Genomic DNA, 24,320 nt, shown 5'->3' on the forward strand with positions numbered 1-24,320 from the left:
GCAAGAGCATGCTGGCGGATAGAGAGACCTTGACTGCAGGCTCCATTTCGTTCCGCGCTTAGGACGTTGTCGCTGACGATCATCCTCGGCCGGCCCCGCTCGGTGATGAGCCGGTCCAATTCGCGGGCAACCCGAATGCCCGAGAGAGACGTATCAACGATGAGTGCCAGGCACTCTCTCGTGCAGTCGTCGACGACGGCCATGATGCGGAAGCGGCGCCCGTCGGTGAGCTGGTCCGATACGAAGTCGAGCGACCAGCGCTCGTCGGGCCTCAGCGGCACCAGCATCGGCGCCCTGGCGCCCGCTTGCGGCCGCCACGGCGGCGAACGGCGAGCTTCTCCTCCCGATAGAGCCGGAACAGCTTCTTGTGGTTCACGACCAGGCCCTCCCGCCTCAGCATCACGAGAAGACGCCGGTAGCCGAACCGGCGACGCTCCTGCGCGATCGCCTTCATCCGCTCGCGAACCTCGCGGTCGTTCGGCCTGCTGGTCTCGTAGCGAACCGTCATGCGGCAACAGCCGATGGCTTTACACGCCCGCCGTTCGCTCATCCCGAAGCCTTCCTTCAGGCGGGCGACAGCTTTCCGCTTGGCCGCGGGCGTCACCATTTCTTTCCCACAAGATCCTTCAACGCGGCATTGTCGAGCATGGCGTCGGCCAGAAGCCGCTTCAGCCGCGTGTTCTCGTCCTCCAGCGCCTTCAGCCGCCGAGCCTCGGACACATCCATCCCGCCGAAGCGGGCCTTCCAGTTGTAGATCGAGGCGTCGCTGACCCCGTGCTTGCGGCACAGATCGGCAACCGATACCCCGGCCTCGTGTTCCTTCAAAATTCCGATGATCTGCTCTTCAGAGAAGCGGCTGCGTTTCATGTCCTGGTCCTCTCGATGGGCCAGAACGAACTTCAAACCGGATTAGATCAGAGGGGCAAGGTCACCCAATTTGACCGACACAAGGTCGCCACATCGCGCATTCTGGAGATCCCATTCCAGAAGCTGCTTGGCCGTGGCGGGTCTTGCAGCCCACTAGCGATGCCCATCCGCGGGCCCTCCCAGGGACGCTCCCAATGGGTCACTGTGATCACCTTTGTTCTAGATCGACAGGTCACGCGTGACGTGGAAAATGGCTCCTGAGGTGCGTAGGTGTCAAACTTCCTTTGGAAACTTCGCCTTCGCCACGCGCAGAACCAGCCATCCGACGATACCCGCAAACGTCGATCCCAAAAGCACTCCAATCTTCGTTTGGTCCTGAAGGAGTGCAGAGCCCGGATAGGCAAGGAGCCCCACAAAGAGGCTCATCGTGAAGCCTATTCCGCACAGCACCGCCACTCCGTAGAGTTGCGCCCAAGAAGCACGGCGTGGCATGTCCGCCAGATCTAACCGAATGGCCAACCAGGCGAAGCCGAAAACGCCGACCTGTTTGCCAACAAAGAGTCCGAGTGCAATACCCAGTGGCGCCGGATCGAGCAACGCGGCGGGAGTGACCCCGGCGAAGGAAACCCCTGCATTGGCAAACCCGAAGATCGGAACAATGAGAAATGCCACCCACGGGCTGAGGGCGTGTTCAAGTCGGTGAAGCGGTGATTCCGGGCTATCTCCGGACGAAACTTTCAACGGGATTGTTAACGCCAGTGCGACTCCTGCGATCGTCGCGTGAACGCCCGACTGCAGCATGATAAACCAGAGCGCGGAGCCAAGGATTAGGTACGGCGCAAGGTGCTTCACGCCGTACCGGTTGAGGGCCGCCAGAGCCAACAACGTCGCGACCGCAAGCCCCAGCATTGGTGGCGAGAGTTCGGCGGTGTAGAAGAGCGCGATTATCGCGACTGCTCCCAAGTCATCCAGAATCGCTAATGCCGTGAGGAATATCTTCAGCGAAACTGGAACACGCGGACCCAGGAGCGCCAGGACCCCAAGTGCGAAGGCAATGTCCGTCGCGGAGGGAATGGCCCAGCCCCTGAGGTTCAGCGGCTCGTTCAAGTTGATCGCGACGAAGATCACTGCCGGCACGATCATGCCGCCAAGTGCGGCTATCCCTGGCAGTGCGCGCCGCGACCATGTCGCTAATTGCCCGTCGAGGAGCTCGCGTTTGATTTCGAGGCCCACCAGAAGGAAGAAGACGGCCATCAGCGCGTCATTGATCCAGTGCAAAACCGACAGCCCAAAAAAATATCGGTGCAGCACATCGAAATAGACGGGAGCCAGTGGGGAGTTCGCAATCAGCAAGGCCAAAGCGGCGACAAACATCAGCGTCAGGCCACCCGCGGCTTCATTGCTAAAGAAGGACCGGGCAATTGAGGTGGGACGAAAGCGGGGTTGATTTAGCATCCGCGCTCTTTTCCACGGTTAGCGGACCGGTTCAACCCAGGACTTTTGTTCACTGGCAGGTCTGGAACTTGCCGCCCGATACGGTGACTTCAACGGCCGCCAATTCACCGGCTCCAGTCCCAACCAGATTTATGTAGCTCGAGCAGCAAGGAACGCCAGCTAATATGATTTCATTCGGATCAGTCGACCCCCCGGTCATCTTTTATGCTAGCGTGCCGGTGCGTTCGAAGGGCCGAGGTGGATTAACCGGCGAAGCGCAGCGCCTCATGAAGGATTGACGACATCGGGAGTGAGGGTATGGTCGAGACGCGCGATTTCGACATCTTATCGCCGGGCTTCCACGCAAACCCCTTCCTCACACTCGACCGCATGCGCGCCGAGGGACCAGTCGTTCCCATGAGGCTGCCGATTGTCGGCCGCACCTGGCTCGCCGTGACACACGACGCCTGCGCAACTTTGTTGAAGGATCACGAAAGCTTCGCGCGCGATCCTGGCAACGCGGGGAGCAGGACACAGGCGCGGGTACTGAGATTTCTGCCGAGGTCGCTCGGTCTTCTGGCGCTAAATATGCTCGGCCATGACGACCCGGAGCACCGTCGCCTGCGTGGCCTCGTCGACCAGGCGTTCCAGCGCCGAACTGTTGAGGCCATGAAGCCGATGATCACGCAAATAGCCGATCGGCTTCTCGACAAGCTGGAGGGAAGGCGAAGGTCGATCTCATGGTCGAGTTCTGTCGCGATCTTCCGCTTTCGGTCATCTGTGCGGTGCTCGGCCTGCCGGAGCAGGAACACGATCGATTCAAGAACTGGCTGGGTGGGCTGAAGGACACGGCCAATATCGGCGCCGTGCTCCGCGCCATTCCCGGTGTGATCCGTGCAGTCCGCCATCTTCGCCGCGTGTCACGGCAGGGAGGCGGAGCGCTGCCCGAGGGATTGATCGTGGCGCTGCGCGATGCCGAAACCGATGGGCAGAAGCTCAGCGGGGACGAACTCGTCTCGATGATCTTTCTGCTCTTCGGCGCGGGGCAGGAAACCACGACTCATTTGATCTCCGGCGGGCTCTTTGCATTGTTGTCTCACGAGGACCAACGCCGCAGGCTGCAGCGCGACCCTAACCTGATGCCCACCTGCGTCGAGGAGTGCCTGCGCTATGTATCGCCAGTGCAAATGACCAAGCCGCGCTTCGCGACCCGCGACATGGTCTGGCAGGGACGGCAATTCCGCCGCGGCGAGATGTTCGCCGGGTTCCTGACGGCGGCAAACAGCGATCCCGCCAAATTTGAGGATCCGCACCGTTTCGACATCACGCGCCACCCAAACCCGCACCTCTCCTTCGGCACAGGCGTGCATTTCTGCCTCGGTTTCCAACTCGCTCGGGCGGAGGCCGCGATCGGGTTCGAACGCATCATCGCGCGCTTTCCTGACTTGCGCCTCGACAACGGGGCGGGGAAAATTGAGTGGCGCAAGCGCCTTGGCATCCGCGCCCTCGCACAGTTGCCCGTGCGACTTGTGGCGTGGGGTGTGTGCCGGTCGATCGCATCCGATCTTACCAGACACCAGAGCTGGCGGCTGGTGCTTGGGAGCATCTACTACAGTCGTCCAAAGTTGAGGTGGCGGGACGTCATTGCGGCAATTCTGATGCTGCTGCACTATTGCTGTTCTCCCTGTTCTTCGGAAGCGGACATCTTCTCCGGTGCCTAGGGACACCAACGTCAACATTGAGGAGCCGAAGGTCGAAACATCGTCAGTCCTGACACAGCTGCGCCAGAGCAGTAACAAAAGGCCCGCCTCGGCTTGCTGGGGCGGGCTTGGCGCGCCTCTTCTCACGTGGCGTTGCTTGCGCCGATCAGAGCCTGCCGGCGGCGCTCTGCATCTGCAGACCACCAAGCTCAGCCACTCCTCTTTTTGTCAGGCAATCGCGGCAAACTTCTCCACCAGCTTTGTCGGACCGGATACGATCAGAAGATCGCCGCGCTCTATGACCGTTTCCGGGGTGGCGTAGGTGAAGTCGGTCTGCGGCCGTTTCACGCCGACGACGGTGATGCCGTACTTGCTCCTTCCTGGAATAAGCCCCTGGGGAGCCGTGACCCGGTTTACCAATCCTGTCCGTCCCCGGGTTGACCAATCCATTGTCGACCGTGAGCACGTCGACGACCGGGTCGAAGGGCTCGAGGCCGGCGGCGACGACTATCTCGTCAAGCCATTCGCCTTCTCCGAGCTGCTCGCCCGCATCAACGCCCTTGGCCGCCGCCCGGCCGCGCAGGAGCAGAAGACCACGTTGCGGGTCGCCGATCTCGAAATGGATCTGATCATGCGTCGCGTCACCAGGCAGGGCCAGGCGATCGACCTCCAGCCGCGGGAGTTCAGAGCTTGCTGGAAGTGCTGATGCGCGGCGAAGGCCGCGTCATCACCCGGACCATGCTGCTGGAACGCGTCTGGGACTTCCATTTCGATCCCAAGACCAGTGTGGTCGAGACCCATATCAGCCGGCTGCGGGCCAAGATCGATAAGCCGTTCGCAATCCAGCTCATCCACACTGTCCGCAACACCGGCTACAGTCTGCATGCGCCGGTCTAGTCTAGATGCACGAGGCTTTCAAAACGTTGGTCATGCAATTCGAACCATTTCGTCAGCATCAAAGTCCTCCCAAACCATCGGTCAGATGTTCTTCATCCAGGACAGACCGGCCAATGTCTCTCCTTCCGGCCGATATTCACATCCGACATACCCATCATATCCGAGCTCGTCTAACGCCGCCAAGATTCGAAAATCGTCAAGTTCACCGGTACCCGGTTCATGCCGCCGGGGCACCGAGGCGATCTGCACATGGCCAATGATCGGCATCATGTGTTTCAAGGCCGTCAGGACGTCGCCATGCATGATCTGACGATGGTAGATGTCGAATTGGAGCTTCAAATTGCTGTGGTCAAGCTCAGCGATAAGCGTAGCTGCACGGTCAAAATCGTTTAAGAAATAGCCGGGCATATCACGGCTATTGATCGGTTCAATCACCAGGCCAACCCCGGCCTCACCGGTCGTATCGGCGGCAAAGGCTACAGCATCGCGGTAGGCCGCGATGGCTGGCTGATCGGAAGCGTCTGCAATTCCGGCCATCATGTGCAGAAGCGGCGTTCCGATGATGCGCGCGTAGTCGACCGCTTTGTGAACCGAGGCACGAAACTCTTCACGACGCTCTGGCAAAGCGGCTAGGCCGCGTTCGCCAATTGCCCAACTTCCTGACGGCATATTGAATAGTGCCTGTTTCAAGCTGGCCGACGCCAGACGCTCGGCGACCATTTCGGCCGGATAGTCGTAAGGGAACAGATATTCTACGGCCTCGAAACCCGCATCGGCCGCGGCTCGGAAACGATCCAGAAAGTCGTGCTCATTGAACATTATTGTCAGGTTGGCCGCAAAGCGAGGCATGTCAGTCCTTCATGCCGGGCAGCTCGAGCCCGGTAATCTGAGCCAAGAATCGCGCAACGGAGGAATCGTCATCTCGGCCCATGCCGGCTGCTTGCGTCATCATGAAAAGCTGCAGCGCGGCGCTGGCGATCGGCAGCGGGAATTTCTGCTTGCGACCGATATCGGAGACAATTCCCAAATCCTTGGTGAAGATCGAAATGGCGCTCTGCGGACTGTAATCACCGGCCAGCACGTGTGGAATGCGGTTCTCGAACATCCAGCTATTGCCCGCGGATTTCGTGATGACATCGAAGACGCGGGAGATATCAAGACCAAGGCTCTTGGCGAAAGTGATCGCTTCGCATGCGGCGGCAATATGGACCCCGGCCAGCAGCTGATTGACGATCTTGAAGGAAGAGCCGATGCCGACGTCATCACCCAGGGTATAAACCGTTTCCGCCATGGCATCGAGTGCCGGCTTGGCAGCGGTAAAGGTTTCGGATGGTCCCGATGCCATGACGGTCAGCTTCCCAGCATCCGCCTTGATCGATCCGCCACTGATCGGCGCATCCAGATAAAGCACATCCTTGGCGGCAGCACGCACCGCAAAATCCTTGGCCTCAGTCGGCGACATCGTTGCCGACGAGATGATGACCGAGCCTGGTTTCATGGCTGAAGCAGCGCCGTCCGCGCCGAACAGCACCAATTCCGTTTGGGCAGCATTGACGACGACGATGACGACAATATCAGCATCTTTGGCCGCCAATGCTGGCGTGGCCGCTCCCCGGCCGCCATGAGAGGTCAAGTCTTCGATGGCTGCTACATTGATATCGCAACCGGCAACGGAATGGCCGGCGCGCAATAGCGATCGGGCCATTCCAATGCCCATCGAACCAAGGCCCACAATGGCAATATGTTTGGGGTCGGACATCAGCGGTTACTCCTGTCAAATCTGCGCATCAGCAGCATGGTCAAAATGATTGCCCCGAAGACGATCTGCCGAAAGGCCTCCGGCATTTGCAGCACCGACAGGATCGAGGACAGGAGCGTGATGAAGAGGGCACCAACGACAGTTCCGGCATAGCTGCCGCAGCCGCCGAGAATTGATGTGCCGCCGATGACGACAGCGGTAATGACCGGCATCAGATAGGTGTCCCCCATGCCCTGGTAGGCCTGGTTGGCGTAACCGGCGAGCAGGATCGCGCCAATTGCGGTGAAGACCCCGGCCGCAACGAAGGTCAGTACCGTCACGAGCCGCACGCGAATGCCTGACAGAAAGACCGCCTTTTCGGAGTTCCCAGTGGCAAACACATAGCGTCCATAAATCGTGCGCCGGAGCAGCAAGCTGACGCCGAGAATCACGGCGATCCAAAACAGGAAGGCGTTGGGGATGCCCAAAGTTCGATCGAGCGCCAAAGTGATGGATAGGGGTGGCGTGACGCCGCGCGGCTTAAAGCCGCCGGTGAAAAAGACCAATGCCCCCATCAGCATCGAATTGATGGCCAGCGTCCAGACCATGGACGGAAGGCGGAAAATCGCAACGCCGATGCCATTGATAAGGCCAATCAGGGCACCGCCGACAAGCCCGACGGGTATGGCAAGCACAGCGATCTCCGGGTTGGACGATCCGCCAACCGTTGTCGTCAGAACCGCAACGGCCGTAATCGCCGAGGGCACCGACAAGTCGATATAGCCAAGCAGAATGACCAGAGTCGCGCCAGCGGCGATGACGCCCAAAAAGGACGCTATCTGCAACTGCTGCAGTAGGTAGCCTGGACTCAGAAACGAGGGATAGACAATGCCACCGATTACCAGCAGCACGATACATCCAGTCGCAACCAGGAAAATGGCAGGATCGATGGCATAGCGGCTGAGCGACAGCCTTGGCAGAGTTTTAATCGACTGGGTCATTGGGCAAACAGCTTCAAACGGTTACGAACTCTCAAAAGGCCCAGCGATCCGAGCGTAATCGCAAGCGCCAGGATCAGTCCTTCGAAGAACGGTTGGGCGAGCGGCGGCAGGCCCGAGAAAAACATCAGTGCGGCGACAGTCTTGAGAAGCAGTGCGCCGACTACGACACCGAACGGTCCACCGATGCCCCCACCCAGGGAAATGCCGCCAAGAACGATCGCGGCGATCGAGTTCAAAGTGTAGGTCGGGCCAATGCCTGCATCGCCGGTGAGCGTTACCATGGAGATATAAAAGCCTGCTACACCCGCACACAGGCCGCCCAGCGCATGGGCTGCAATCCGAGTCTTTATCAGCGAAATGCCGGTCAAGGCGGCCGAATGTTCAGAAGAACCGACGCCATAAAGCGAGAGACCGAAGGCCGTGTAGCGCAGCATGACTGCGAAAACCACGACGATTGCCGCGATCAACACGAGTGACGTGGGAACCGGACCAATCGCATAGGTCATCGCGTCGGAGAGGTCTGAGTTCACATCGCCGCCCGGTGTCGGACGCAGAAACAGGGCGCTTCCGGAATAAACGGCACCGGTTGCAAGTGTCGCGACGATCGGCGGAATGCGGCCAAGCGCGACGACAAGTCCATTGGCAAAGCCGCAGGCAAGCCCAGTTCCCAGCACCGCCAGGATGCCGAACCACAGGGATGCACCATCGCCCGCAATCGCGTAGGAAGCAACGACATTGGAAAGCGCGATCATGGCGCCGACCGACAGATCGATGCCCCGCACCAGAACCACAAAGAACTGGGCGAAGGCGGCAAAGACAAGCAGTGCGCCCTGGTTCGCCCAGATCGTCACGACGTAGGTGGAAAACCCGCGTGGATGGGTGTTGATGTAGATAACGAACAGTACGGCAAAGGCCACTGCAGGTATCAGAAAGCGAAGGTTTCGCCGAAGGCTGTCGAAAGTCATGCTGCGGCCTCCGTCGCATGGGCGATGCCGGACAGGCCCATGGCCGCCGAGATCAGGTTTGTCGGCGTCAGCATCTCGCCAGAAAGTTCTCGAGCGATCGATCCGTGGTAGAAGACGGCGACACGGTCGCAAAGGTGCACAAGCTCTTCATAGTCCGTCGACTGGAGGACAATTGCCATTCCGGCTTCAGCCAAGTCACTCAGCAATTGATAGATTTGCGCTTTGGTCTTGACGTCGATGCCACGGGTCGGGTCCAACAGCAGGATACATCGTGGGTTCAGCGCCAGCCATTTGGAGAGCAGAACCTTTTGCTGGTTTCCGCCTGACAGCGAGGCAACGGGATCTTCCAGCGAACCGTACACAAGATCGAGCCGATGGAGCAGCGCCTTGTAGTGGGCTTCACGGACCTGGTTGTCCTGTGTGAGTAGCCCATCGCGGCCGAGCCCGGCCAACCGCATGTTATCGGTAATCGACATGCTCGGAATCATGCCTTCGGTCTTGCGATCCTCGGGAATGAAGGCAATGCCGATTTCTTCAGACTTGGACCGGAAGGGCGTGCGCCGTCCGAACGGCTTGCCGCCAATCTCGACCCGGCCCGAGACGCCACGCAGGACGCCAAAGACAGCTTCGAGAACGCGTTGCTGGCCATGGCCTTCCAAACCGCCCAGACCATAAATTTCACCGGGGCGAACATCAAAATTGACATCCTTCAACTCGTCCGCCCAGCTCATGTCTCGCACCGAAAGAAGCGGTGCGACGCTTTCGGCGATGGGTTTGCGCGGCGGTGGGAACAGTTGCTCCAGCGACTGGCCGATCATCAGAGCGACGATGCCATCATGGTCGACCGCGCCGGCCGCAAATGTCTGAACATGGCTGCCGTTGCGAAACACTGAAATCTTGTCAGCCAGCGAATGGACCTCGTGAAATCGATGTGAAATAAAGAGCACGCAGGTACCGGCATCGCGCAATTCGCGTACGACTGAAAAGACTTTTTCGACGGCGTCCGCACCCAGCGCAGACGTCGCCTCGTCAAGGATCAGCAGGCGTGGCTTCTGATAGAGCGCCTTTGCGATTTCTACCAACTGGCGCTCGGCAAGCGTCAGTTCGTGCACCGGACAATCGAGCGCGATCTTGCCCGCGCCGATCCGGTCCAGGCAGGCCCTGGCCTCCTGGTAGCCGGACCGGCACAGGAAGCCGAAGCGGCTCTGGGGCCGTGAAAGTACGATGTTGTTGCCGACCGTGAGGTTCGGCATCAGAGACAATTCCTGAAACATGCAAACGAGGCCGTTATCGGCGGCGTCGCGAGGACCGGCAAAGTGGATGGCGTTGCCATCCAGCCTGATCTCTCCAGCCGTCGGTACGATAACGCCGGCCAGCAGCTTCATCAATGTCGATTTGCCAGCGCCGTTTTCACCCAGAATGGCGTGGATCGTTCCAGCCGCGCAGGAAAAATCGACATTCTTCAGTGCCGTGACGGGTCCATAGGTCTTGGTGATGCCCGAGAGTTCGATAAGGCGCGATGTGTTGCTCATGATGCTATCCGCGACAGTTCGGGCGACGGAGGAGCCGCCGCCCGCGATGCTGTCGTATCAGGTGTTGTCCGGGGTCTGGCCGAGGAGTTCTTGTGGCGTGAAGACCGGAATGCAGTTCGGATAACCGGTTGTCGTATAGAAGGTGTCCGGAAGTTTCGGGAAGAAATCGGTGCCTTCCTTCAGATCCGCATTGCTCTTGCTTGGAATGGGCAGGAAAATCTTCTGCGGCAGGGAATTGCCGTCCAACAGGGCCACGATGGCTTCGAGTGCAATCGATGACATCACAGGAGCCTGGGCGGCTGTGACGCCGGGATATTTGCCTTCCGAGAGCAGACGACGCGCGCCGTTGCCAGCGTCGCCACCGAAGGGAACGACCGGGTGGCCGGCGTTCTTCATCGCGTTCAGCGCGCCGATCGAGCCTTCCTGAACCATGACGCCATCGAACTTGCCGTTCGTAGCGATCGCATCGGCCGTCACCTTTTGAACCGTGCCAGCATCCCAGTTGCCGACTACCTGGACAACCTTGAGACCCGGCTCCTTGTCGAGCACGGAACGCATGCCGTCATGATTGTCGCGGTCTGTCGCATTGCCCGGCAGGCCGGAGACCTCAAGCACGGTGCCCTCGACCTTGCCCTTGGTTGCCTTGATGCCGTCGATGACGGCCTGGGCCTTCATCTTGCCAAGTTCGAACTGGTTTTCGTTGACCTGAACGATCTCGTCGGTGTCGAGCACGTTGTCGAACGGCACGAGAACCGTACCGGCCTTGGCCGCCCGTTTGATGACAGCCTTGAAGGCGCTTGGGTTGACGGCTGTGAAGGTAATGCCGTCATAGCCGGCAGCGATGAAGTTATCGATCGCGGCGATCTGAGCCGCGCTGTCGTTGCCGACCGAAACGACGGTGAAGTCAGCGAGCTCGGACTTGTTTTCAGGCCGTGCTGCCCAAGCCTTCGCGCCCTGGATGGCTGTAATCCGCCAGTCATTGCCGGCAAAGCCATTCACGAAGGCGATCTTGTACGGACCCTTGTGTTTGTCATAGCTGATGACCTTCTTGTTGTCCGGCGCCGGCGAAAAGCATTCCGGACGGAACGTATCGGCGGCATGGGCAACGGACAGGGTGCCGCTAAGGGCGGTAAAGAGGCACAGGCTAGCTGCCATCGAACCGATGGTTTTTTTCGTAATGTTCACGATATTCCTCCAGAAATCTCTCCCGTTAGCCGCTATCTCAGCGCTAACATAAAAATAGTAATCACATCCTCTAGCCGACTTCAAGGAAAATATGTTAGCGCTGAGATAATGTTTGCCACGATGCTCGTGTTCAAAAGCGGAAAGGGTTTTATGTACGGGGTTCCGACACTCACGGATGTGGCAAGGCTTGCCGGCGTCAGTGAAAACACGGTGTCGCGCGTGATCCGCAACAAGGGACCGATCGCTGACAGCACGCGCACGCGAGTGACATCGGCAATCGAGGAATTGGGTTACGTGCCTAATCGGGCCGCCGGCTCGCTGGCATCCTCAGGCTCGATGCTGATGGGGGTGCTGCTGCCATCATTGTCCAATATTGTTTTTCCCGAAGTTCTCCGCGGCATACATTCCGCTCTAGCGTCGACCGAATACCAGGCATTGGTTGGTGTCACGGATTATGACGCCTTGACTGAACAAGGCATCGTCTCCTCGCTGCTTGCATGGAAACCGGCCGCGATCATCATGACCGGCTTCGACCATACCGACGCGACGCGAAGAATGCTTGAAAACAGCCGCGTTCGCGTTGCTGAATTGATGGATATCGATGCCGAACCGATCGATATCGCCATCGGCCTTTCCCATAGAAAGGCGGGCTACGATTCGGGAAGACATTTGATCTCGCGCGGCTATCGCCGCTTCGGTTATGTCGGCCACGACTGGACTGCCGACCGTCGCGCACGGAAGCGATACGAGGGCTTGTGCGCTGCACTTTTGGAAGCGGGACTGACACTTAAGGCCGAGCAACGGGTCGATGGACCGAGCTCGACGATTGCCGGCCGTGACACGCTGGCGCGTCTTCTGACCAAGAAGCCGGACATCGAGGTTGTGGTATTTTCCAACGACGACATGGCGGTTGGCGGCTTTTTCCATTGCCTGAGCGCCGGGATCGCCGTGAAGGAAAAGCTTGGCCTATTCGGGTTCAACGGTTTGGATATCGGCCAATCGCTGCCAGCGCCGCTTTCGACCGTGCGATCCAACCGCTTTCTGATCGGTCAGACGGCGGTCGAAAAGCTGCTGGAGAGCAGCGAACGCCCTCTCGAGAGGCAGATCGTCGATACCGGCTACGTCATCATCGAGGGCGCAACAGCCTAATGCTACAGAACCTAAATTGGGGAGTGAGAGAATATGCTTTTGGGAGCCATCGCAGACGACCTGACCGGCGGTACAGACTTGGCCTTGATGTTGGCACGTCAGGGGATGCGCACTGTTCAGGTGGTAGGCGTGCCGGCGGAGGATTTCGATTTCGGCGATGCCGAGGCGATGGTGGTGGCATTGAAGTCTCGCACCATTCCGGCGGCCGACGCCGTCCGACTGTCGCTCGATACCGCTCGTCGTTTGACGGCGGCCGGCGCCGAGCAGATCATCTTCAAATATTGCTCGACCTTCGATTCGACCGACGAGGGCAATATCGGCCCGGTGACGGAGGCCTTGCTCGATTTCGTCGGCGACGCCGTCACCCTCGCCTGCCCGGCGTTTCCGGCCAACGGCCGAACGGTCTATCGCGGCCATCTTTTCGTCGGTGATCTACTGCTGTCCGACAGTCCCATGAAAGATCATCCGCTGACTCCAATGAAGGATGCAAATCTCGTTCGCGTCCTGCAACGGCAGACCAAGCTTGCGGTCGGGCTGGTTTCCCATGACGTCGTGTCGAAAGGCGCCACCGCCATTTCGCACGCCTTTGCGCAAGCCAGCGAGAAAGGCGAGCAAATCCTCATTGTCGACGCGGTAACCGATGAACAGTTGCGCGCGATCGGCGCTGCCGCCAGCGGTTTAAAGCTCATTACCGGCGCCGCTGGGATCGCCATGGGTTTGCCGGACAATTTTCGACGGGCTGGCAAGATCAGGGGGATGGGCGAGCAATCCAGCTTTCCGGTGCCGACAGGGCTGGCTGTGATCTTGGCCGGATCCTGCTCCACGGCGACGCGGCGGCAGATTGCCCGGGCCATGGACGCAGGAACGCCGGCACTCAAAATCGATCCGATGGGGATCGCAGACGGCAGCATCACCGTTGGGAGCGTCGTCGATTGGATAAGATCCGCCGAGCAGACGCCGCTTGTCTATTCCAGCGCAGACCCCAAGGATGTGCTCGAAGCGCAGGCCCGGCTCGGCCGTGATCGCGCCGGCGCACTGGTTGAAGACTTGCTGGCGCAGGTAGCCTTTGTTTTGCGGCAACACGGTTTCAACCGATTTCTGATTGCGGGCGGGGAAACGTCGGGGGCCGTGGTCAATGCGCTCGGCCTGAAGGCCCTCCTGATCGGCCCTGAGATCGACCCCGGCGTCCCGTGGACCCGGAGTATAGGCGTCGATCAACCCGTGGTGCTCGCACTCAAGTCCGGAAACTTTGGCGCTGACGACGTTTTCATCAAGGCATGGAATCTGCTTCAATGACGGCTGTTGTATCCGAGGAAACCAGACTGCGGGACCAGATTGCAAGCGTCGGCAAATCGCTGTTCGACCGCTCTCTGACTTTCGGCTCGACCGGCAACATCAGTGCAAGGTTGTCGAACGGCGACCTCCTGATGACGCCCACCAATGCATCACTGGGCAATCTGGATCCCGCGCGACTATCTCGTTTCAGCGCCGACGGTGTGCATGTCGGCGGCGATAAGCCGACCAAGGAGGCGTTTCTGCATCAGTGCATGTATTGCCAGCAAAAGATGAGTGGCGCGGTCCTGCATCTGCATTCGACCTATGCGGTAGCCGTCAGCATTTTGGCCGACATCGATCCCAACGATGTCCTGCCGCCCCTCACCGCTTATTATGTCATGCGGGTCGGTAACCTGCCGCTTGTGGAGTATTACCCGCCGGGAGACGTGGCGCTGGCCGAAGCAGTGTCTGAAAAGGCAGCCAAAAGCCATGCCGTGCTTCTTGCCAATCACGGACCCGTCGTTGCCGGCAAGACCTTGCTCGATGCGCAATACGCGACCGAGGAATTGGAGGAGACATCAAAGCTGTTCTTGCTGCTCGGCGGCCAAAAAATTCGCCCTCTGACAGCGGAGCAGAGATCCCATCTTTCCCGATGACGTGCGCGGGCACTTGTCGCGTGGTGGATGATACGCAGCCGGGACATGCCAATGAGGCGGGAGCCCACAGGGACCATCACCACGTGGAGGAATCGACCCGGCTGTTACAGGACGCCTTTATTTGGCTGACCCCAGCTTCAGCGCGTAATCGATTGCTTCAAGCAGGCTGCTTGGCTGGGCGATCCCCTGGCCCGCGATGTCGAACGCCGTGCCGTATCGACCGCGCTGCGGATAATTCGAACTCGGCGCTCGAGGCGATCCATGGCCCACCGAGGAGAGGGTCATTCGCCCCTACGCGGCGGAGGACTATCCCGACTTCTTTGCAGACCCTGACAGCACCGTGACCGTTCTCTCCGCGCAGCGGACCTTTTGGGAAAAGGCCACTGCGCCGTGCAGGCCGATGCGCGGCTGGCGCTCGTTGCTCGCTTCCACCGGCCCGGCATCGTTGGCGAAGGGTTGGTGAGCCGGGACGAAGCACTTGCCATGGCCGACGTCGTGATCGATTTCACCACACCGGCACAGTTCGAACGTGACCTGCTTATCGAACGCACGCAGTCCGGCCTCAAACGGGCAAAATCGGAAGGAAGACCTTGGCCGACCGGCGCGGCTCAACGAAACGCGGAAGCAGGATGTTCTTGAAGGGCTGGCCACCGGCATGAGCGTTTCCGCTCTCGCTAGAAAGTTCGAAACCAGCCGACAGACGTCAGAGACGACAGTTCACGTTCCGTTCGACCTTAGCGTATGAGGCCTTTATCAACTAAAGACAGCTACGGCCGATTTGATGGTGATGCCGCCATCGGGGCTTCGGCGCATCTGACGTCCCGTGGCAGCGCGAAAGACAGTCGGCAGTTGCAACGCTGGCGGCACCCGTGACCAGAGAATTCGCATGATTTCCCGGCCGTGCCGAGTTTTCCGAATGGCGCTTCCAGACACGACGCGCTAAGACCAGCGGAAGCCAATTTCATGGAAATAATACAGGTCGGCATGTTGCGGGCTGATGGTGAAAGACACCCGCGATCGTCCGCCGGACGCGGGAATTGAAACCCTCCACCGAATTGACGTGAACGGTGTCGCGGACATACTCACCGCTGGAATGCTTCGCGGTCTCGTGCTTGGCAAAGCTCTCACCAATGGCCACGGAGAGTTCCCGCGTGAAATATCTGTTCGTCGGCGCCACAATGATGTTGGCGCTCTTGCCGCTGATCGCCCGGACCCCGGATATCGAGGCCGGCAAGGTGGTCTTCAAAAAATGTGCCGCCTGTCACAACGCTGATACCGAGGCGAACAAAGTCGGGCCAACCCTGAAAGGCGGTCGTCGACCGGACAGCGGGGACCGTCCCCGGCTATTCGTATTCGAAAGCCATGAAGGATGCCGGTGCTGCGGGCCTCGTATGGGATGAGCCGAACCTGACGGAATATCTGGCCAACCCAAGGCGAAAGTGCCGACGAACAAAATGGGGTTCCCTGGCCTCAAGAACCCCGACGACATCAAGAACGTCTTCGCCTATCTCAAAAGTGTATCAGGCTAGAAACCCTTAGGCCTCACACCATACGAGTTCATCTGTAAAACCTGGACAAAAGAGCCAAAACGATTCAGGCTCGATCCTATCCATCAAATGCCGGGACTAAACAGCGCGGTGGCCGTCGGCCACCTGATTGCGTCGCTTGAACGGCGGTGCGTCCCAGATTGCACAAATTGGCATGGAGGAACAAGCCTGACCGGCGCTACGGCGCGGGTGGGCTGCCGGCATTCTCTTCCTGGGCGGCAAACACATTATGGGCGTAGGCGTCCAGAATGCCCTCGCACTTGGCGAGCCAGTCCTGCGCCACCTTGGCGAGGGGAGCCGCGTAAAAATCGTTTTTCCCGATTTTGGCGAACCAGGTCTTGAACTTGGCGAATTCCTGCTCGTTTTCCTCAAGCTCGGCGTAGGTGAAGTGTTTCACCCGCGTCTCTTCGGCGATCTCCTTTTCATATGCCTCGCACTTGCTGATCAGCTCCTTGTATTCCTCGTCGCGGTCGGCATTGAAGCGCCGGACAATCTTGTCCTCTTCCCTCGGGTCGAGGCCGGCCGTGGTCATCAGCACCGCCTCGCCTTCCATTTCGGCGATTTCGTTCTCAAGCATCTTCAGCCGCCGCAGATGGTCGTCGGATTTTGGCAGCAGGCAGACGCCTCCCTGCATGTAGACCGCGCCCATGCCCTTCAGCTTGCGCCACACCGCAATGCGTTTGCGCGCCGGCTCCGGGGGGATCTTATAAGTCAATAACAGCCATTCGAGTGTTTTCATGGAACTCCATATATGTTACCACCGTTACATCAGAAACCAATGACCGTATGATGGCACCGGGACTTCCGCACAAGCTAAGGCTAACCTTGCCAGCGTCGCCCCACGATGACCAGTCCCGTGGGGAAAGGGAAGGCATCGGTACAACGCCACGCCTCATAATCGTTGGAATCGGCGCAATCGTCTCCGCCACCTTCCTCTTCGTCCGCGAGATTGATCTCGCGGCCTATCCCGGTGGCAATTTGGTGCTGGGGGTTGGTATCTTTCTCGTGCTGGCTCGAACGCTTCCCCATTGAAAGTACGATCCTCATGAAACCGGCCTTTCGCAAGCCAAAGCCCCTATGGCGTCGTGCGGCTAAGACCCTGGCTGGCGCCGCCATTGGGGTTGCCGCCGGGATGGCATTATGGGCTGGCTACCTCCAGCTCACCGGCAACATTCACGAGGTCGAGCCAGGTGTGCTCTACCGCTCGGCCCAGCTTGCGCCCGACCGCCTCGACTCTCTGATCCAAGCGCACCACATCCGCACCGTGCTCAATCTGCGCGGCGCGTTCCCAGGTAAGCCTTGGTACGAGGCGGAAGGGGCCGCCGTCCGCGACGCCGGTGCTCAACTGATCAGCCTGCCGATGTCGGCCAACACCCAGCCCGACGCCGCGCTGCTGGCATCGCTCGTGCAGACGCTGCGGACGGCGCCCCGTCCGTTCCTCATCCACTGCAATTCGGGTGCCTATCGCACGGGACTGGCCTCTGCCCTGTTCGAGCTGCTTGAAGAGGGTAATACCAGCGGCCTGCTGATCTGACTCGACGGGGATTCCCAAATTGCGGTTTGGCGTGATTGAACTAAACCGCTGCTGCGGTAGATGGCGCGTGGGTCTGGCCTGAGGAGGCTCCTGCCTGAGAAGATTTGGTGTTGAGCCAACCTTCCAGACAGGAGAACCCCAGATGAGCCCTCTGCGTCAGCGGATGATTGAAGATCTGACGATCCGCAGTTTGTCACCGGAGACGCAGCGATCCTACGTGCATCACGTGGCGAAGTTCAGTCGATTTTTTGGACGATCACCTGATCAACTCGGATACGAAGAGGTGCGCGCCTATCAGGCCCACTTGGTGGGCCGAACTTGCGTTTCTTCTACGGCGTGACGCTGGGTCGATCTGATCTGCCTGAGCGGATTGCTTACGCCCGGACGCCGCGCAAGTTGCCGGTCGTGCTGAGCGCCGATGAGGTGGTCGGCTTTCTGCAGGCTGTGAAGGGGACGAGGAACCGGGTCGCTCTGATGACCACCTATGCGGTGGGCTTACGCGCCGCGGAGGCGGCGTGTCTGCAGGTGAGCGACATCGATAGCAGCCGGATGGTCATTCGCATCGAGCAGGGCAAGGGCGGCAAGGACCGCTATGTGATGCTGTCGCCGCAGTTGCTGGAGATTTTGCGCGTCTATTGGCGGTTGACCAAGCGGGGCGATGGCTGTTTCCCCGACGCGATGGCCGCGGCCCGATCCACCCGCAGACCTTGGGGATCGCCTGTCGAACGGCCTGCGAGTTCCTGGGCGTTGAGAAGCGGGTGACGGTGCACACCCTTCGCCACAGCTTCGCCACCCACCTTTTGGAAGCCGGCACGGACATAAGGATCATTCAGGTGCTGCTGGGCCATCGCAGCCTGGCGACGACGACACTTTACGCCCAGGTCTCAACGGCTGTGATCGGCCGGACCGCCAGTGCTTTTGACCAACTCCACATGGAGATCACGCCACCCGGCTGAGCCGCGCGCCATGCGCCCGGATCTGGAAGTGGCGGATGTATTCCACCGTCACGGGGCTGATTATCGCCGCGACCATCCCGGCCATCTCGGGCGCGTCGAGCGCCGGGTCATGGCCGCGGTGGAGGCGTGCCGGACTGCGGCCCTGGGCGGTCACGCCGAACACTGCACCGACTGCGGCCTCGTGCGGCAGGCCTATAATTCCTGCCTTATGGGCAAATCCAGTAATGGGGAGCTGGCGTGTCGACATCGACATTTTCGGTGAATTGTTGCGCTTTTTGTCTCCATAACAGCGCGGTCCTGCGCCTCCGTCAGATCGGCCACCGATGGCCGGTCACAAACGGAGACGAACATGTTGGAGACCTACTTCTCAGTATCGAAGCTGCTGGGGCATCTGCGGAGCGGGCCAAGCGGACCATACCTCGACAGTTTCGCGGCCGCGCTCGAACGGCAAGGCTATAGGGCCGGCACGGCCGCGCGATACTTGCGCGCAGCAGCTCACCTCGGCCATGTCGGGGCCCGGCAAGGGGCAATGCCCAGCGACATTGATCTGGCGGTGTTCAGCGAGCACTTGCGCACTTGTCGATGTCCGCGCGCCATGGGCGGGCGCCGCAACCACCACACCATTTTCGGCGCCAGGCTCTTTCGCCAGCACCTTGTCGAAATCGGCGTTTGCCGGTCCGCCGCTGCTGCATCGCAGCGTGCCGAGCCGCGCCTGGTGGCTCACTTCAAAGTTTGGCTGCGCAAGCACCGCGGGGCGTCCGATCCCACCATCAAGCTGTACGCCCGCGACGCCGCCCACTTGATGGCGGCACTCGGGGACGATCCAGAGCGGTGGAAACCAGCCGCTATCCGCAGCTTTTTCCTGGACTGCGCGAGCCATTGCGGCAATGGAACCGTGGAGAAGTTGACGACCAGCCTACGCGCGTTCTTGCGGTACCTTGCTGTCGAAGGCCGCTGCCGAGCAGGTCTCGCCGATGTCGTTCCCGGCTTTGCCAGTTGGCGGCTTGCCGACCTGCCGCGATATCTAGCGGCGGAGCAGGTGAACCGGCTGATCGCGGCATGCGATGGCGAAGTCGTTGCGCGCCGGCGTGATCGCGCGATCGTCCTGCTTTTGGTGCGCCTCGGGCTGCGGGCCGGCGACGTGGCGCAACTCCGCCTTGACGACATCGAGTGGGAGACGGGCTCGCTGCGGGTCTCGGGCAAGTCGCGCTACGAGGTGCGTCTGCCGCTTCCGCAAGATGTCGGGGATGCGATCGCCGACTACCTCGCGTATCGCCCTTCGACCTGCCCGAGCGATCATGTGTTCCTCCGCAATATCGCGCCGTTTCGACCGTTCCGGAACGGTGACGGCATCTCGTCGCTGGTGAAACGCCTCATGCAGCGGGCCGGCATCGTGGCGCCAGTCAAGGGCGCGCACGTCCTGCGACACACGGCGGCGACCGAGATGCTGCGCCATGGCGTTCCGCTTGAGAAGATCGGGTTGGTCCTGCGGCACCGAGGCATCGACACGACGGCCCGTTACGCCAAGGTCGATGTCACGCTCCTGAAGCAAATCGCGCAGCCCTGGCCGGAGGTTCTCTAATGTTGAAGGCCATCGAGACTTATCTGGCGCTCCGCCGTGCCACTGGATTCGCAATGCTGAATGCGGAATACCGGCTCAGGAGCTTTGCCGCCTTTGCGACCGAGCGCGGGCAAACGCATGTCCACACGCAAACCGCAATCGATTGGGCGGCGCGGGGACCGTCTGTCGCGCAACGCGATGCTCGACTGAAAGCCGTCTGCCGCTTTGTGCGACATGTCCGGGTTGAAGACGCCCGGCATGAGCTGCCGCCGGTTAATCACTTCGGTGCCCGCAAGACGCGGCGCCCGCCGCATATCTACTCAGCAGCGGAGATCGATCGCCTCATCGAGGCCGCCCTTCGGCTTCGACCAAAAGGCGGCTTGCGCTCACGGACCTATGCGGCGTTGATCGCGCTGCTCTCAGTCACCGGATTGAGGATCTCCGAAGCGCTGAAGTTGACGGTCGCCGACGTGACGCGCGACGGCCTCCTGATCCGCGAAACCAAGTTCCGGAAAACCCGCCTGGTGCCGCTGCATGATACGGCAGTAGCGGGCTTGAAGGGCTATTTGGCGCATCGCCGGCCCTGTTCCGAGACTGATCCTGTGTTCGTTGACGCGCGTGGTCTGCCGCTGCGCTACATTGGGGTCAAAGAGACCTTCGACAGGCTGGCCGGCAGGGCGGGTATCGTACTGGCGGCGAAGCGCCGCCCGCGTCTGCACGATCTGCGGCACACGTTTGCGGTGCGCGCGCTGCAAGGCACTCCGGCGGATCGAAGCCGAAGCGGCGCGCATATGGCGGCGCTTGCGACCTACATGGGCCACGTCAACATCTATGCGACCTACTGGTACCTGGAGGCCACCGCCGATCTCATGCGCGACGTCGCCGCGGCCGGTGAAGGGTTCCTCACCGAAGGGAGGCCATCATGACGCCGATTGCTCCCCTCATCGAAGCGGTCCTCGATGAGACGCTCGCCCGCCAGCGGGGCGTCAGTCGGCATACGCGCGACTCCTATGCCCTGAGCTTCCAGTTGCTCTTCATGTTCGCTGCAAAGAGGCTGAAGGTCTCGCCATCGGCGCTGACGCTGGAGCAACTCGACGCCAGCCTCGTCAGCGCCTTCCTGGAGTATCTCGAGGATCAGCGCAAAAACGCGCCGGTGACGCGCAATGTCCGGCTGGCGGCCATCAAGTCCTTCTTCCGCTTCCTCGAATACAGGCAGCCGGCAGCCCTGGAGCATATCCGCCGCGTCCTGGCGATCCCATTCAAGAAGACGGATCAGCGTCTGGTGCCCTACCTCCTGCGGGAGGAGCTGCAAGCGCTGCTCGACGCTCCGGATCCCGCCACGCGCGACGGCATCCGCGACCGGGCCATGCTGCATCTGGCGGTTTGTGCGGGTCTGCGCGTGTCCGAGCTGACGGGGTTGAAGCTCGAGGACATCGACCTGTCGTCGGCGAGCATTCGTGTCCTGGGCAAGGGACGGCGGGAACGGACACTTCCCGTGTGGAAGACCACGGCCGCAGCCCTGCGCGCCTGGCTCGCCGTTCGCGGGCGGGTTGCAGCACCCGAGGTGTTCGTCAACGCCCGGGGAGAGCCGCTGAGCCGATGGGGCTTCGCCTATCTGCTCAAACAGCATTCAGCGACCGCCGCTCGAGCGCATCCCGGCCTAAACAAGAAGCGCATCTCGCCTCACGTGCTTAGGCACACATGCGCGATGATCATCCTGCAAGCGACGCAAGACATCCGTAAGGTGTCGCTGTGGTTGGGACACGCCACTCTGACGACCACTGAAATCTACACGCGCGGTGATCCGACAGAGAAGCTCGCCGCCATGGAATCGATCGTTCCACCCCATCTGCGACGCGGCGCGTTCCAGCCGTCCGATAGGCTGATCGCGCTCCTCAAGCGCCCTTCGTAATGGTGAGCCGGGTTGGCGGCGGCGCACACAACAGCGCGATCAAGTCGCCGCCAGCTCCCCATTACTGGATTTGCCCATAAGACAGGTAATGGGCGTCCCCCATTAGCTGCCGCAACCGCCACTGCCCTAAGTGCCAGGGCCTAGCCCGCGCCCAGTGGCTGGCCGAGCGTCAGGCCGAGTTGTTGCCGGTCCCATACTTCCACGTGGTCTTCACCTTGCCAGCCCAGATCGCTGAGATCGCCTTCCAGAACAAGGCGGCGGTCTATACGATCCTGTTCAAGGCCGCATCCGAAGCCTTGAGGGTGGCGGCCGCCGATCCCAGGCATCTGGGCGCCGCTATCGGCGTGGTCGCCGTGCTGCACACGTGGGGTCAGAACCTCCACCATCATCCGCATATCCACTGCGTCGTGCCGGGCGGCGGCCTATCGCTGGACGGCCAGCGCTGGGTAGCCTGCCGGCCGGGGTTCTTCCTGCCCGTGCGGGTTCTGTCGCGCCTGTTCAGGCGGCTATTCCTGGAGCGCCTGCAGGACGCCTTCGACGCCGGCCAACTTCACTTCTTCAGCGATCTCGCCAGCCTGGCTGATCCCACCGCTTTCTCCACTCACCTGACCAAGCTAAAGCGGATCGAGTGGGTCGTCTATGCCAAGCCCCCGTTCGGCGGTCCCGAACAGGTCCTCGCCTATCTGGGCCGCTACACCCATCGCGTCGCCATCGCCAACAGCCGCCTCGTGAGCCTGGACCAGGGAAAGGTCAGCTTCCGCTGGAAGGACTATCGCCACCACGACAAGTCCAAGCACAAGCACATGACCTTAAGCGCCGACGAGTTCATCCGGCGCTTCCTGTTGCACGCTCTTCCTGACGGATTCCATCGCATCCGCCATTACGGGCTCTTGGCCAACGGCCATCGTGTCGCCAAGCTCGCCCGCTGTCGTCTTCTGCTGGCGGCGCCAACGCCGCCGACGCTGGATCCGACCGCCGATTATCGCCAGCACTATCAATGTCTCACAGGCCGCTCCCTGGACATCTGTCCGGGCTGCGGTGGCGCCATGGCCTCGCTCGGACCGATCCCGCGTAAGGCCCCGACCTGGCCAGACACCTCATGACACGCCGCGCACCGCCATGCTCGCACCGTCCTTATCGGCGTCTGCCGCAGTCGCCGCCGGACCTTCGCGCGCCGCCAGCCAAAAGTCATCGGCCTGGTCATCGCGAGCAATGCGACGCACCAGTTCCTGCGCACAAATAAAACAGTCGCCAGCGCCCAAGAGCGTATCCAACCCCAATCCTGGGCGCATGCCAGACCAACTGGCGAACCCAGTCCCCAGCGCCTCGGACACACCGTCGAGCCTAAATCCCCATAGCCTTGCCCGCCATCCCGCGGTTCAGTTCAATCAGGCTTCAATGTAGTCGCGACCCGAGCGAGCCCGTACCATCGCGCCCGCGACTACACAGAACCCTCCAGATTCTCCATTCAGAAAATCACCAACTACCGGGCCGACCGCGATCACAGACGCCGAAAATTTGCGCCGCGGCGGGGGTGCAACTCCGGTCGGGCTACGCCCTCCCTACGTCACACCCCCACCGCAGAGTCTCATCCTGATTGACGCTGAGTCTCACCTTGTTTGTCGCCGCGCAAGCCATCCTTCGGCGGTCCAGATGTAGGTGAAGTCCGCGATCCACTTCTGGTTTGGTGCTGCGGCCTCGAATGCGCGGTCAAGGAGGTTGTCCGACACTGCGGCTCGCAGCCCGGTGTCCTTCGGCAGTCCACGGCGACGGCCAGAACCCGGAACCGTCGTCCGTCCGTGAACGCATCGCTCACGAAGTCCAGGCTCCAGCGCTCGTTCGTCCGGCCCGGCGCGATCATCGGCCTTCTCGTTCCCAAGGCCCGCTTGCGGCGGCCAAGCGGTTCTTCAGGTAGGCGCGCGACCGGCATGGCCGACCCGATCGCGTCGTCATCGACGGCAGCCAGACCAACCGGGAGGCGATCGCCTCCTGCGACTGGAGCTGATCCGAATCCGCCAAAGCAATATTTGAACAACCGCATCGAGCAGGACCATCGGCGGATCAAGCGTCGTGTTCGGCCGATGCTCGGCTTCAAATCTCCTGCAACCGCCAGCATCATCCTCGACGGCATCGAAATGCTTCACATGATGCGCAAACGGCAAGCAGGGTACGCCTTCAATCCTAATCCCTCATGGCCGAGCAGTTCGACATCCTCGCCTCCGCATGAAAACGCTGCAATCCCGCCCTTCCGGGGTTCAAGAAAAGTTTGCAACAGAACCGTCCGGAATCCCAACATCAGATCGCTTTCGGCCCAAGATTTGGGCGTAGCCTAAAAATTCGTCAATTAGTGATTAAGCTCTAGACATGTAGTATAAATAATGTGCTTGTCTGCACTTATATAGCAATATGGC

The 24,320-nt window shown here is 60.6% G+C and carries 22 protein-coding genes and 11 pseudogenes; 18 read left to right on the forward strand and 15 right to left on the reverse strand.

What is annotated here, in order from left to right; genetic code table 11:
* Positions 1-65 precede the first annotated feature (65 nt).
* Both DH08_RS17210 and nhaA read right to left on the reverse strand, forming a co-directional pair.
* Positions 66-867 (reverse strand): annotated as a pseudogene (locus DH08_RS17210) (IS3 family transposase); the annotation flags it as partial.
* A 273-nt stretch (positions 868-1,140) separates the two neighbouring features.
* Positions 1,141-2,322, reverse strand: a complete 1,182-nt coding sequence (gene nhaA / locus DH08_RS17215) for a Na+/H+ antiporter NhaA (protein WP_192180426.1) — start codon at positions 2,320-2,322, stop codon at positions 1,141-1,143.
* Between the two features lie 297 nt (positions 2,323-2,619).
* Between nhaA and DH08_RS36405 the strand changes: the two genes are divergently transcribed.
* Together DH08_RS36405 and DH08_RS36410 are read left to right on the forward strand one after the other, a co-directional pair.
* A complete protein-coding gene (locus DH08_RS36405) occupies positions 2,620-3,144 on the forward strand; it encodes a cytochrome P450 (protein WP_246800904.1) in 525 nt (174 codons plus the stop codon).
* Positions 3,042-4,022 (forward strand): cytochrome P450, encoded by a 981-nt coding sequence (locus tag DH08_RS36410; RefSeq protein WP_246800905.1) that lies wholly within the window; start codon positions 3,042-3,044, stop codon positions 4,020-4,022. The genes DH08_RS36405 and DH08_RS36410 overlap by 103 nt, the downstream gene beginning before the upstream one ends.
* 207 nt (positions 4,023-4,229) lie before the next feature.
* On the opposite strand, the gene DH08_RS17225 is transcribed toward DH08_RS36410, so the two are convergent.
* On the reverse strand, positions 4,230-4,421 hold the full coding sequence (locus DH08_RS17225; RefSeq protein ID WP_246800906.1) for a TrkA C-terminal domain-containing protein: 192 nt from the start codon (positions 4,419-4,421) through the stop codon (positions 4,230-4,232).
* A gap of 46 nt (positions 4,422-4,467) precedes the next feature.
* On the opposite strand from DH08_RS17225, the pseudogene DH08_RS17230 reads away from it, so the two are divergent.
* Positions 4,468-4,898, forward strand: a pseudogene (locus DH08_RS17230) (winged helix-turn-helix domain-containing protein); the annotation flags it as partial.
* Positions 4,899-4,979: 81 nt separating this feature from the next.
* On the opposite strand, the gene otnI reads toward DH08_RS17230, so the two are convergent.
* The 6 genes from otnI to DH08_RS17260 are packed head-to-tail and all read right to left on the reverse strand — an operon-like array spanning position 4,980 to position 11,319.
* Positions 4,980-5,747, reverse strand: a complete 768-nt coding sequence (gene otnI, locus DH08_RS17235; protein WP_192180427.1) for a 2-oxo-tetronate isomerase — start codon at positions 5,745-5,747, stop codon at positions 4,980-4,982.
* Position 5,748: 1 nt separating this feature from the next.
* Positions 5,749-6,657 (reverse strand): L-threonate dehydrogenase, encoded by a 909-nt coding sequence (gene ltnD / locus DH08_RS17240; protein ID WP_192180428.1) that lies wholly within the window; start codon positions 6,655-6,657, stop codon positions 5,749-5,751.
* Complete coding sequence (locus DH08_RS17245; protein WP_192180429.1) at positions 6,657-7,637, reverse strand: ABC transporter permease; 981 nt, start codon at positions 7,635-7,637, stop codon at positions 6,657-6,659. Before DH08_RS17245 ends, ltnD begins: the two co-directional genes overlap by 1 nt.
* Positions 7,634-8,602: an ABC transporter permease gene (locus DH08_RS17250; RefSeq protein WP_192180430.1), complete on the reverse strand. Its 969-nt coding sequence runs from the start codon at positions 8,600-8,602 to the stop codon at positions 7,634-7,636. The genes DH08_RS17245 and DH08_RS17250 overlap by 4 nt, the downstream gene beginning before the upstream one ends.
* On the reverse strand, positions 8,599-10,134 hold the full coding sequence (locus DH08_RS17255; RefSeq protein WP_192180431.1) for a sugar ABC transporter ATP-binding protein: 1,536 nt from the start codon (positions 10,132-10,134) through the stop codon (positions 8,599-8,601). The genes DH08_RS17250 and DH08_RS17255 overlap by 4 nt, the downstream gene beginning before the upstream one ends.
* A 57-nt stretch (positions 10,135-10,191) precedes the next feature.
* A complete protein-coding gene (locus DH08_RS17260) occupies positions 10,192-11,319 on the reverse strand; it encodes a sugar ABC transporter substrate-binding protein (RefSeq protein ID WP_192180432.1) in 1,128 nt (375 codons plus the stop codon).
* 108 nt (positions 11,320-11,427) lie between these two features.
* Here DH08_RS17260 and DH08_RS17265 point away from each other — a divergent pair, with 108 nt between their 5' ends.
* From DH08_RS17265 to DH08_RS37465, 5 genes are all read left to right on the forward strand, one after another.
* Complete coding sequence (locus DH08_RS17265; RefSeq protein ID WP_246800907.1) at positions 11,428-12,468, forward strand: LacI family DNA-binding transcriptional regulator; 1,041 nt, start codon at positions 11,428-11,430, stop codon at positions 12,466-12,468.
* 33 nt (positions 12,469-12,501) lie between these two features.
* Complete coding sequence (otnK, locus tag DH08_RS17270; protein ID WP_192180433.1) at positions 12,502-13,764, forward strand: 3-oxo-tetronate kinase; 1,263 nt, start codon at positions 12,502-12,504, stop codon at positions 13,762-13,764.
* A complete protein-coding gene (gene otnC, locus DH08_RS17275) occupies positions 13,761-14,399 on the forward strand; it encodes a 3-oxo-tetronate 4-phosphate decarboxylase (protein ID WP_192180434.1) in 639 nt (212 codons plus the stop codon). The genes otnK and otnC overlap by 4 nt, the downstream gene beginning before the upstream one ends.
* A 283-nt stretch (positions 14,400-14,682) precedes the next feature.
* Positions 14,683-14,862 carry a hypothetical protein gene (locus DH08_RS36420; RefSeq protein WP_345892411.1) on the forward strand — a complete coding sequence of 60 codons (180 nt, stop codon included), beginning with the start codon at positions 14,683-14,685 and terminating at the stop codon, positions 14,860-14,862.
* Entirely contained in the window at positions 14,790-15,038 is a 249-nt protein-coding gene (locus DH08_RS37465) for a hypothetical protein (RefSeq protein ID WP_246800908.1), read from the forward strand. Before DH08_RS36420 ends, DH08_RS37465 begins: the two co-directional genes overlap by 73 nt.
* Before the next feature lie 114 nt (positions 15,039-15,152).
* Here DH08_RS37465 and DH08_RS17300 read toward each other — a convergent pair.
* Positions 15,153-15,537, reverse strand: a pseudogene (locus tag DH08_RS17300) (transposase); the annotation flags it as partial.
* Positions 15,538-15,577: 40 nt separating this feature from the next.
* On the opposite strand from DH08_RS17300, the pseudogene DH08_RS17305 reads away from it, so the two are divergent.
* Both DH08_RS17305 and DH08_RS17310 read left to right on the forward strand, forming a co-directional pair.
* A pseudogene (locus DH08_RS17305) lies at positions 15,578-15,928 on the forward strand (c-type cytochrome).
* 9 nt (positions 15,929-15,937) lie between these two features.
* Positions 15,938-16,033 (forward strand): annotated as a pseudogene (locus DH08_RS17310) (IS481 family transposase); the annotation flags it as partial.
* A gap of 91 nt (positions 16,034-16,124) precedes the next feature.
* Here the strand turns inward: DH08_RS17310 and DH08_RS17315 are convergent.
* The gene (locus DH08_RS17315) at positions 16,125-16,685 is read right to left on the reverse strand and encodes a Chromate resistance protein ChrB (RefSeq protein WP_192180436.1); all 561 of its coding nucleotides are present in this window, start codon (positions 16,683-16,685) and stop codon (positions 16,125-16,127) included.
* A gap of 80 nt (positions 16,686-16,765) precedes the next feature.
* Positions 16,766-16,993, reverse strand: a complete 228-nt coding sequence (locus tag DH08_RS17320) for a hypothetical protein (RefSeq protein ID WP_192180437.1) — start codon at positions 16,991-16,993, stop codon at positions 16,766-16,768.
* Between DH08_RS17320 and DH08_RS17325 the strand changes: the two genes are divergently transcribed.
* From DH08_RS17325 to DH08_RS17355, 7 genes and pseudogenes are all read left to right on the forward strand, one after another.
* Entirely contained in the window at positions 16,992-17,480 is a 489-nt protein-coding gene (locus tag DH08_RS17325) for a tyrosine-protein phosphatase (protein ID WP_192180438.1), read from the forward strand. The two genes, DH08_RS17320 and DH08_RS17325, sit on opposite strands and share 2 nt — an antisense overlap.
* A 142-nt stretch (positions 17,481-17,622) precedes the next feature.
* A pseudogene (locus tag DH08_RS17330) lies at positions 17,623-18,436 on the forward strand (tyrosine-type recombinase/integrase).
* 10 nt (positions 18,437-18,446) lie between these two features.
* A pseudogene (locus tag DH08_RS17335) lies at positions 18,447-18,641 on the forward strand (transposase zinc-binding domain-containing protein); the annotation flags it as partial.
* A 144-nt stretch (positions 18,642-18,785) separates the two neighbouring features.
* Complete coding sequence (locus DH08_RS17340; RefSeq protein WP_246800910.1) at positions 18,786-20,018, forward strand: tyrosine-type recombinase/integrase; 1,233 nt, start codon at positions 18,786-18,788, stop codon at positions 20,016-20,018.
* Positions 20,018-20,923, forward strand: a complete 906-nt coding sequence (locus DH08_RS17345) for a tyrosine-type recombinase/integrase (RefSeq protein ID WP_192180439.1) — start codon at positions 20,018-20,020, stop codon at positions 20,921-20,923. The genes DH08_RS17340 and DH08_RS17345 overlap by 1 nt, the downstream gene beginning before the upstream one ends.
* On the forward strand, positions 20,920-21,909 hold the full coding sequence (locus DH08_RS17350) for a tyrosine-type recombinase/integrase (RefSeq protein WP_192180440.1): 990 nt from the start codon (positions 20,920-20,922) through the stop codon (positions 21,907-21,909). Before DH08_RS17345 ends, DH08_RS17350 begins: the two co-directional genes overlap by 4 nt.
* A 104-nt stretch (positions 21,910-22,013) precedes the next feature.
* Positions 22,014-23,012, forward strand: a pseudogene (locus tag DH08_RS17355) (IS91 family transposase); the annotation flags it as partial.
* Here DH08_RS17355 and DH08_RS17360 read toward each other — a convergent pair.
* From DH08_RS17360 to DH08_RS17370, 3 genes and pseudogenes are all read right to left on the reverse strand, one after another.
* Positions 23,007-23,171, reverse strand: coding sequence for a hypothetical protein (locus DH08_RS17360; protein WP_210328774.1), 165 nt, complete (start codon positions 23,169-23,171; stop codon positions 23,007-23,009). The pseudogene DH08_RS17355 and the gene DH08_RS17360 sit on opposite strands and share 6 nt — an antisense overlap.
* Positions 23,172-23,540: 369 nt before the next feature.
* Positions 23,541-23,681: pseudogene (locus DH08_RS17365) on the reverse strand (IS3 family transposase); the annotation flags it as partial.
* Positions 23,660-23,806, reverse strand: a pseudogene (locus tag DH08_RS17370) (IS3 family transposase); the annotation flags it as partial. The pseudogenes DH08_RS17370 and DH08_RS17365, both read right to left, overlap by 22 nt.
* Here DH08_RS17370 and DH08_RS17375 point away from each other — a divergent pair.
* Positions 23,795-24,136, forward strand: a pseudogene (locus tag DH08_RS17375) (DDE-type integrase/transposase/recombinase); the annotation flags it as partial. The pseudogenes DH08_RS17370 and DH08_RS17375 overlap by 12 nt on opposite strands.
* Between the last annotated feature and the right edge of the window lie 184 nt (positions 24,137-24,320).

The sequence above is a fragment of the Mesorhizobium amorphae genome (assembly GCF_014843845.1).
GTDB classification, from domain to species: domain Bacteria; phylum Pseudomonadota; class Alphaproteobacteria; order Rhizobiales; family Rhizobiaceae; genus Mesorhizobium; species Mesorhizobium amorphae_A.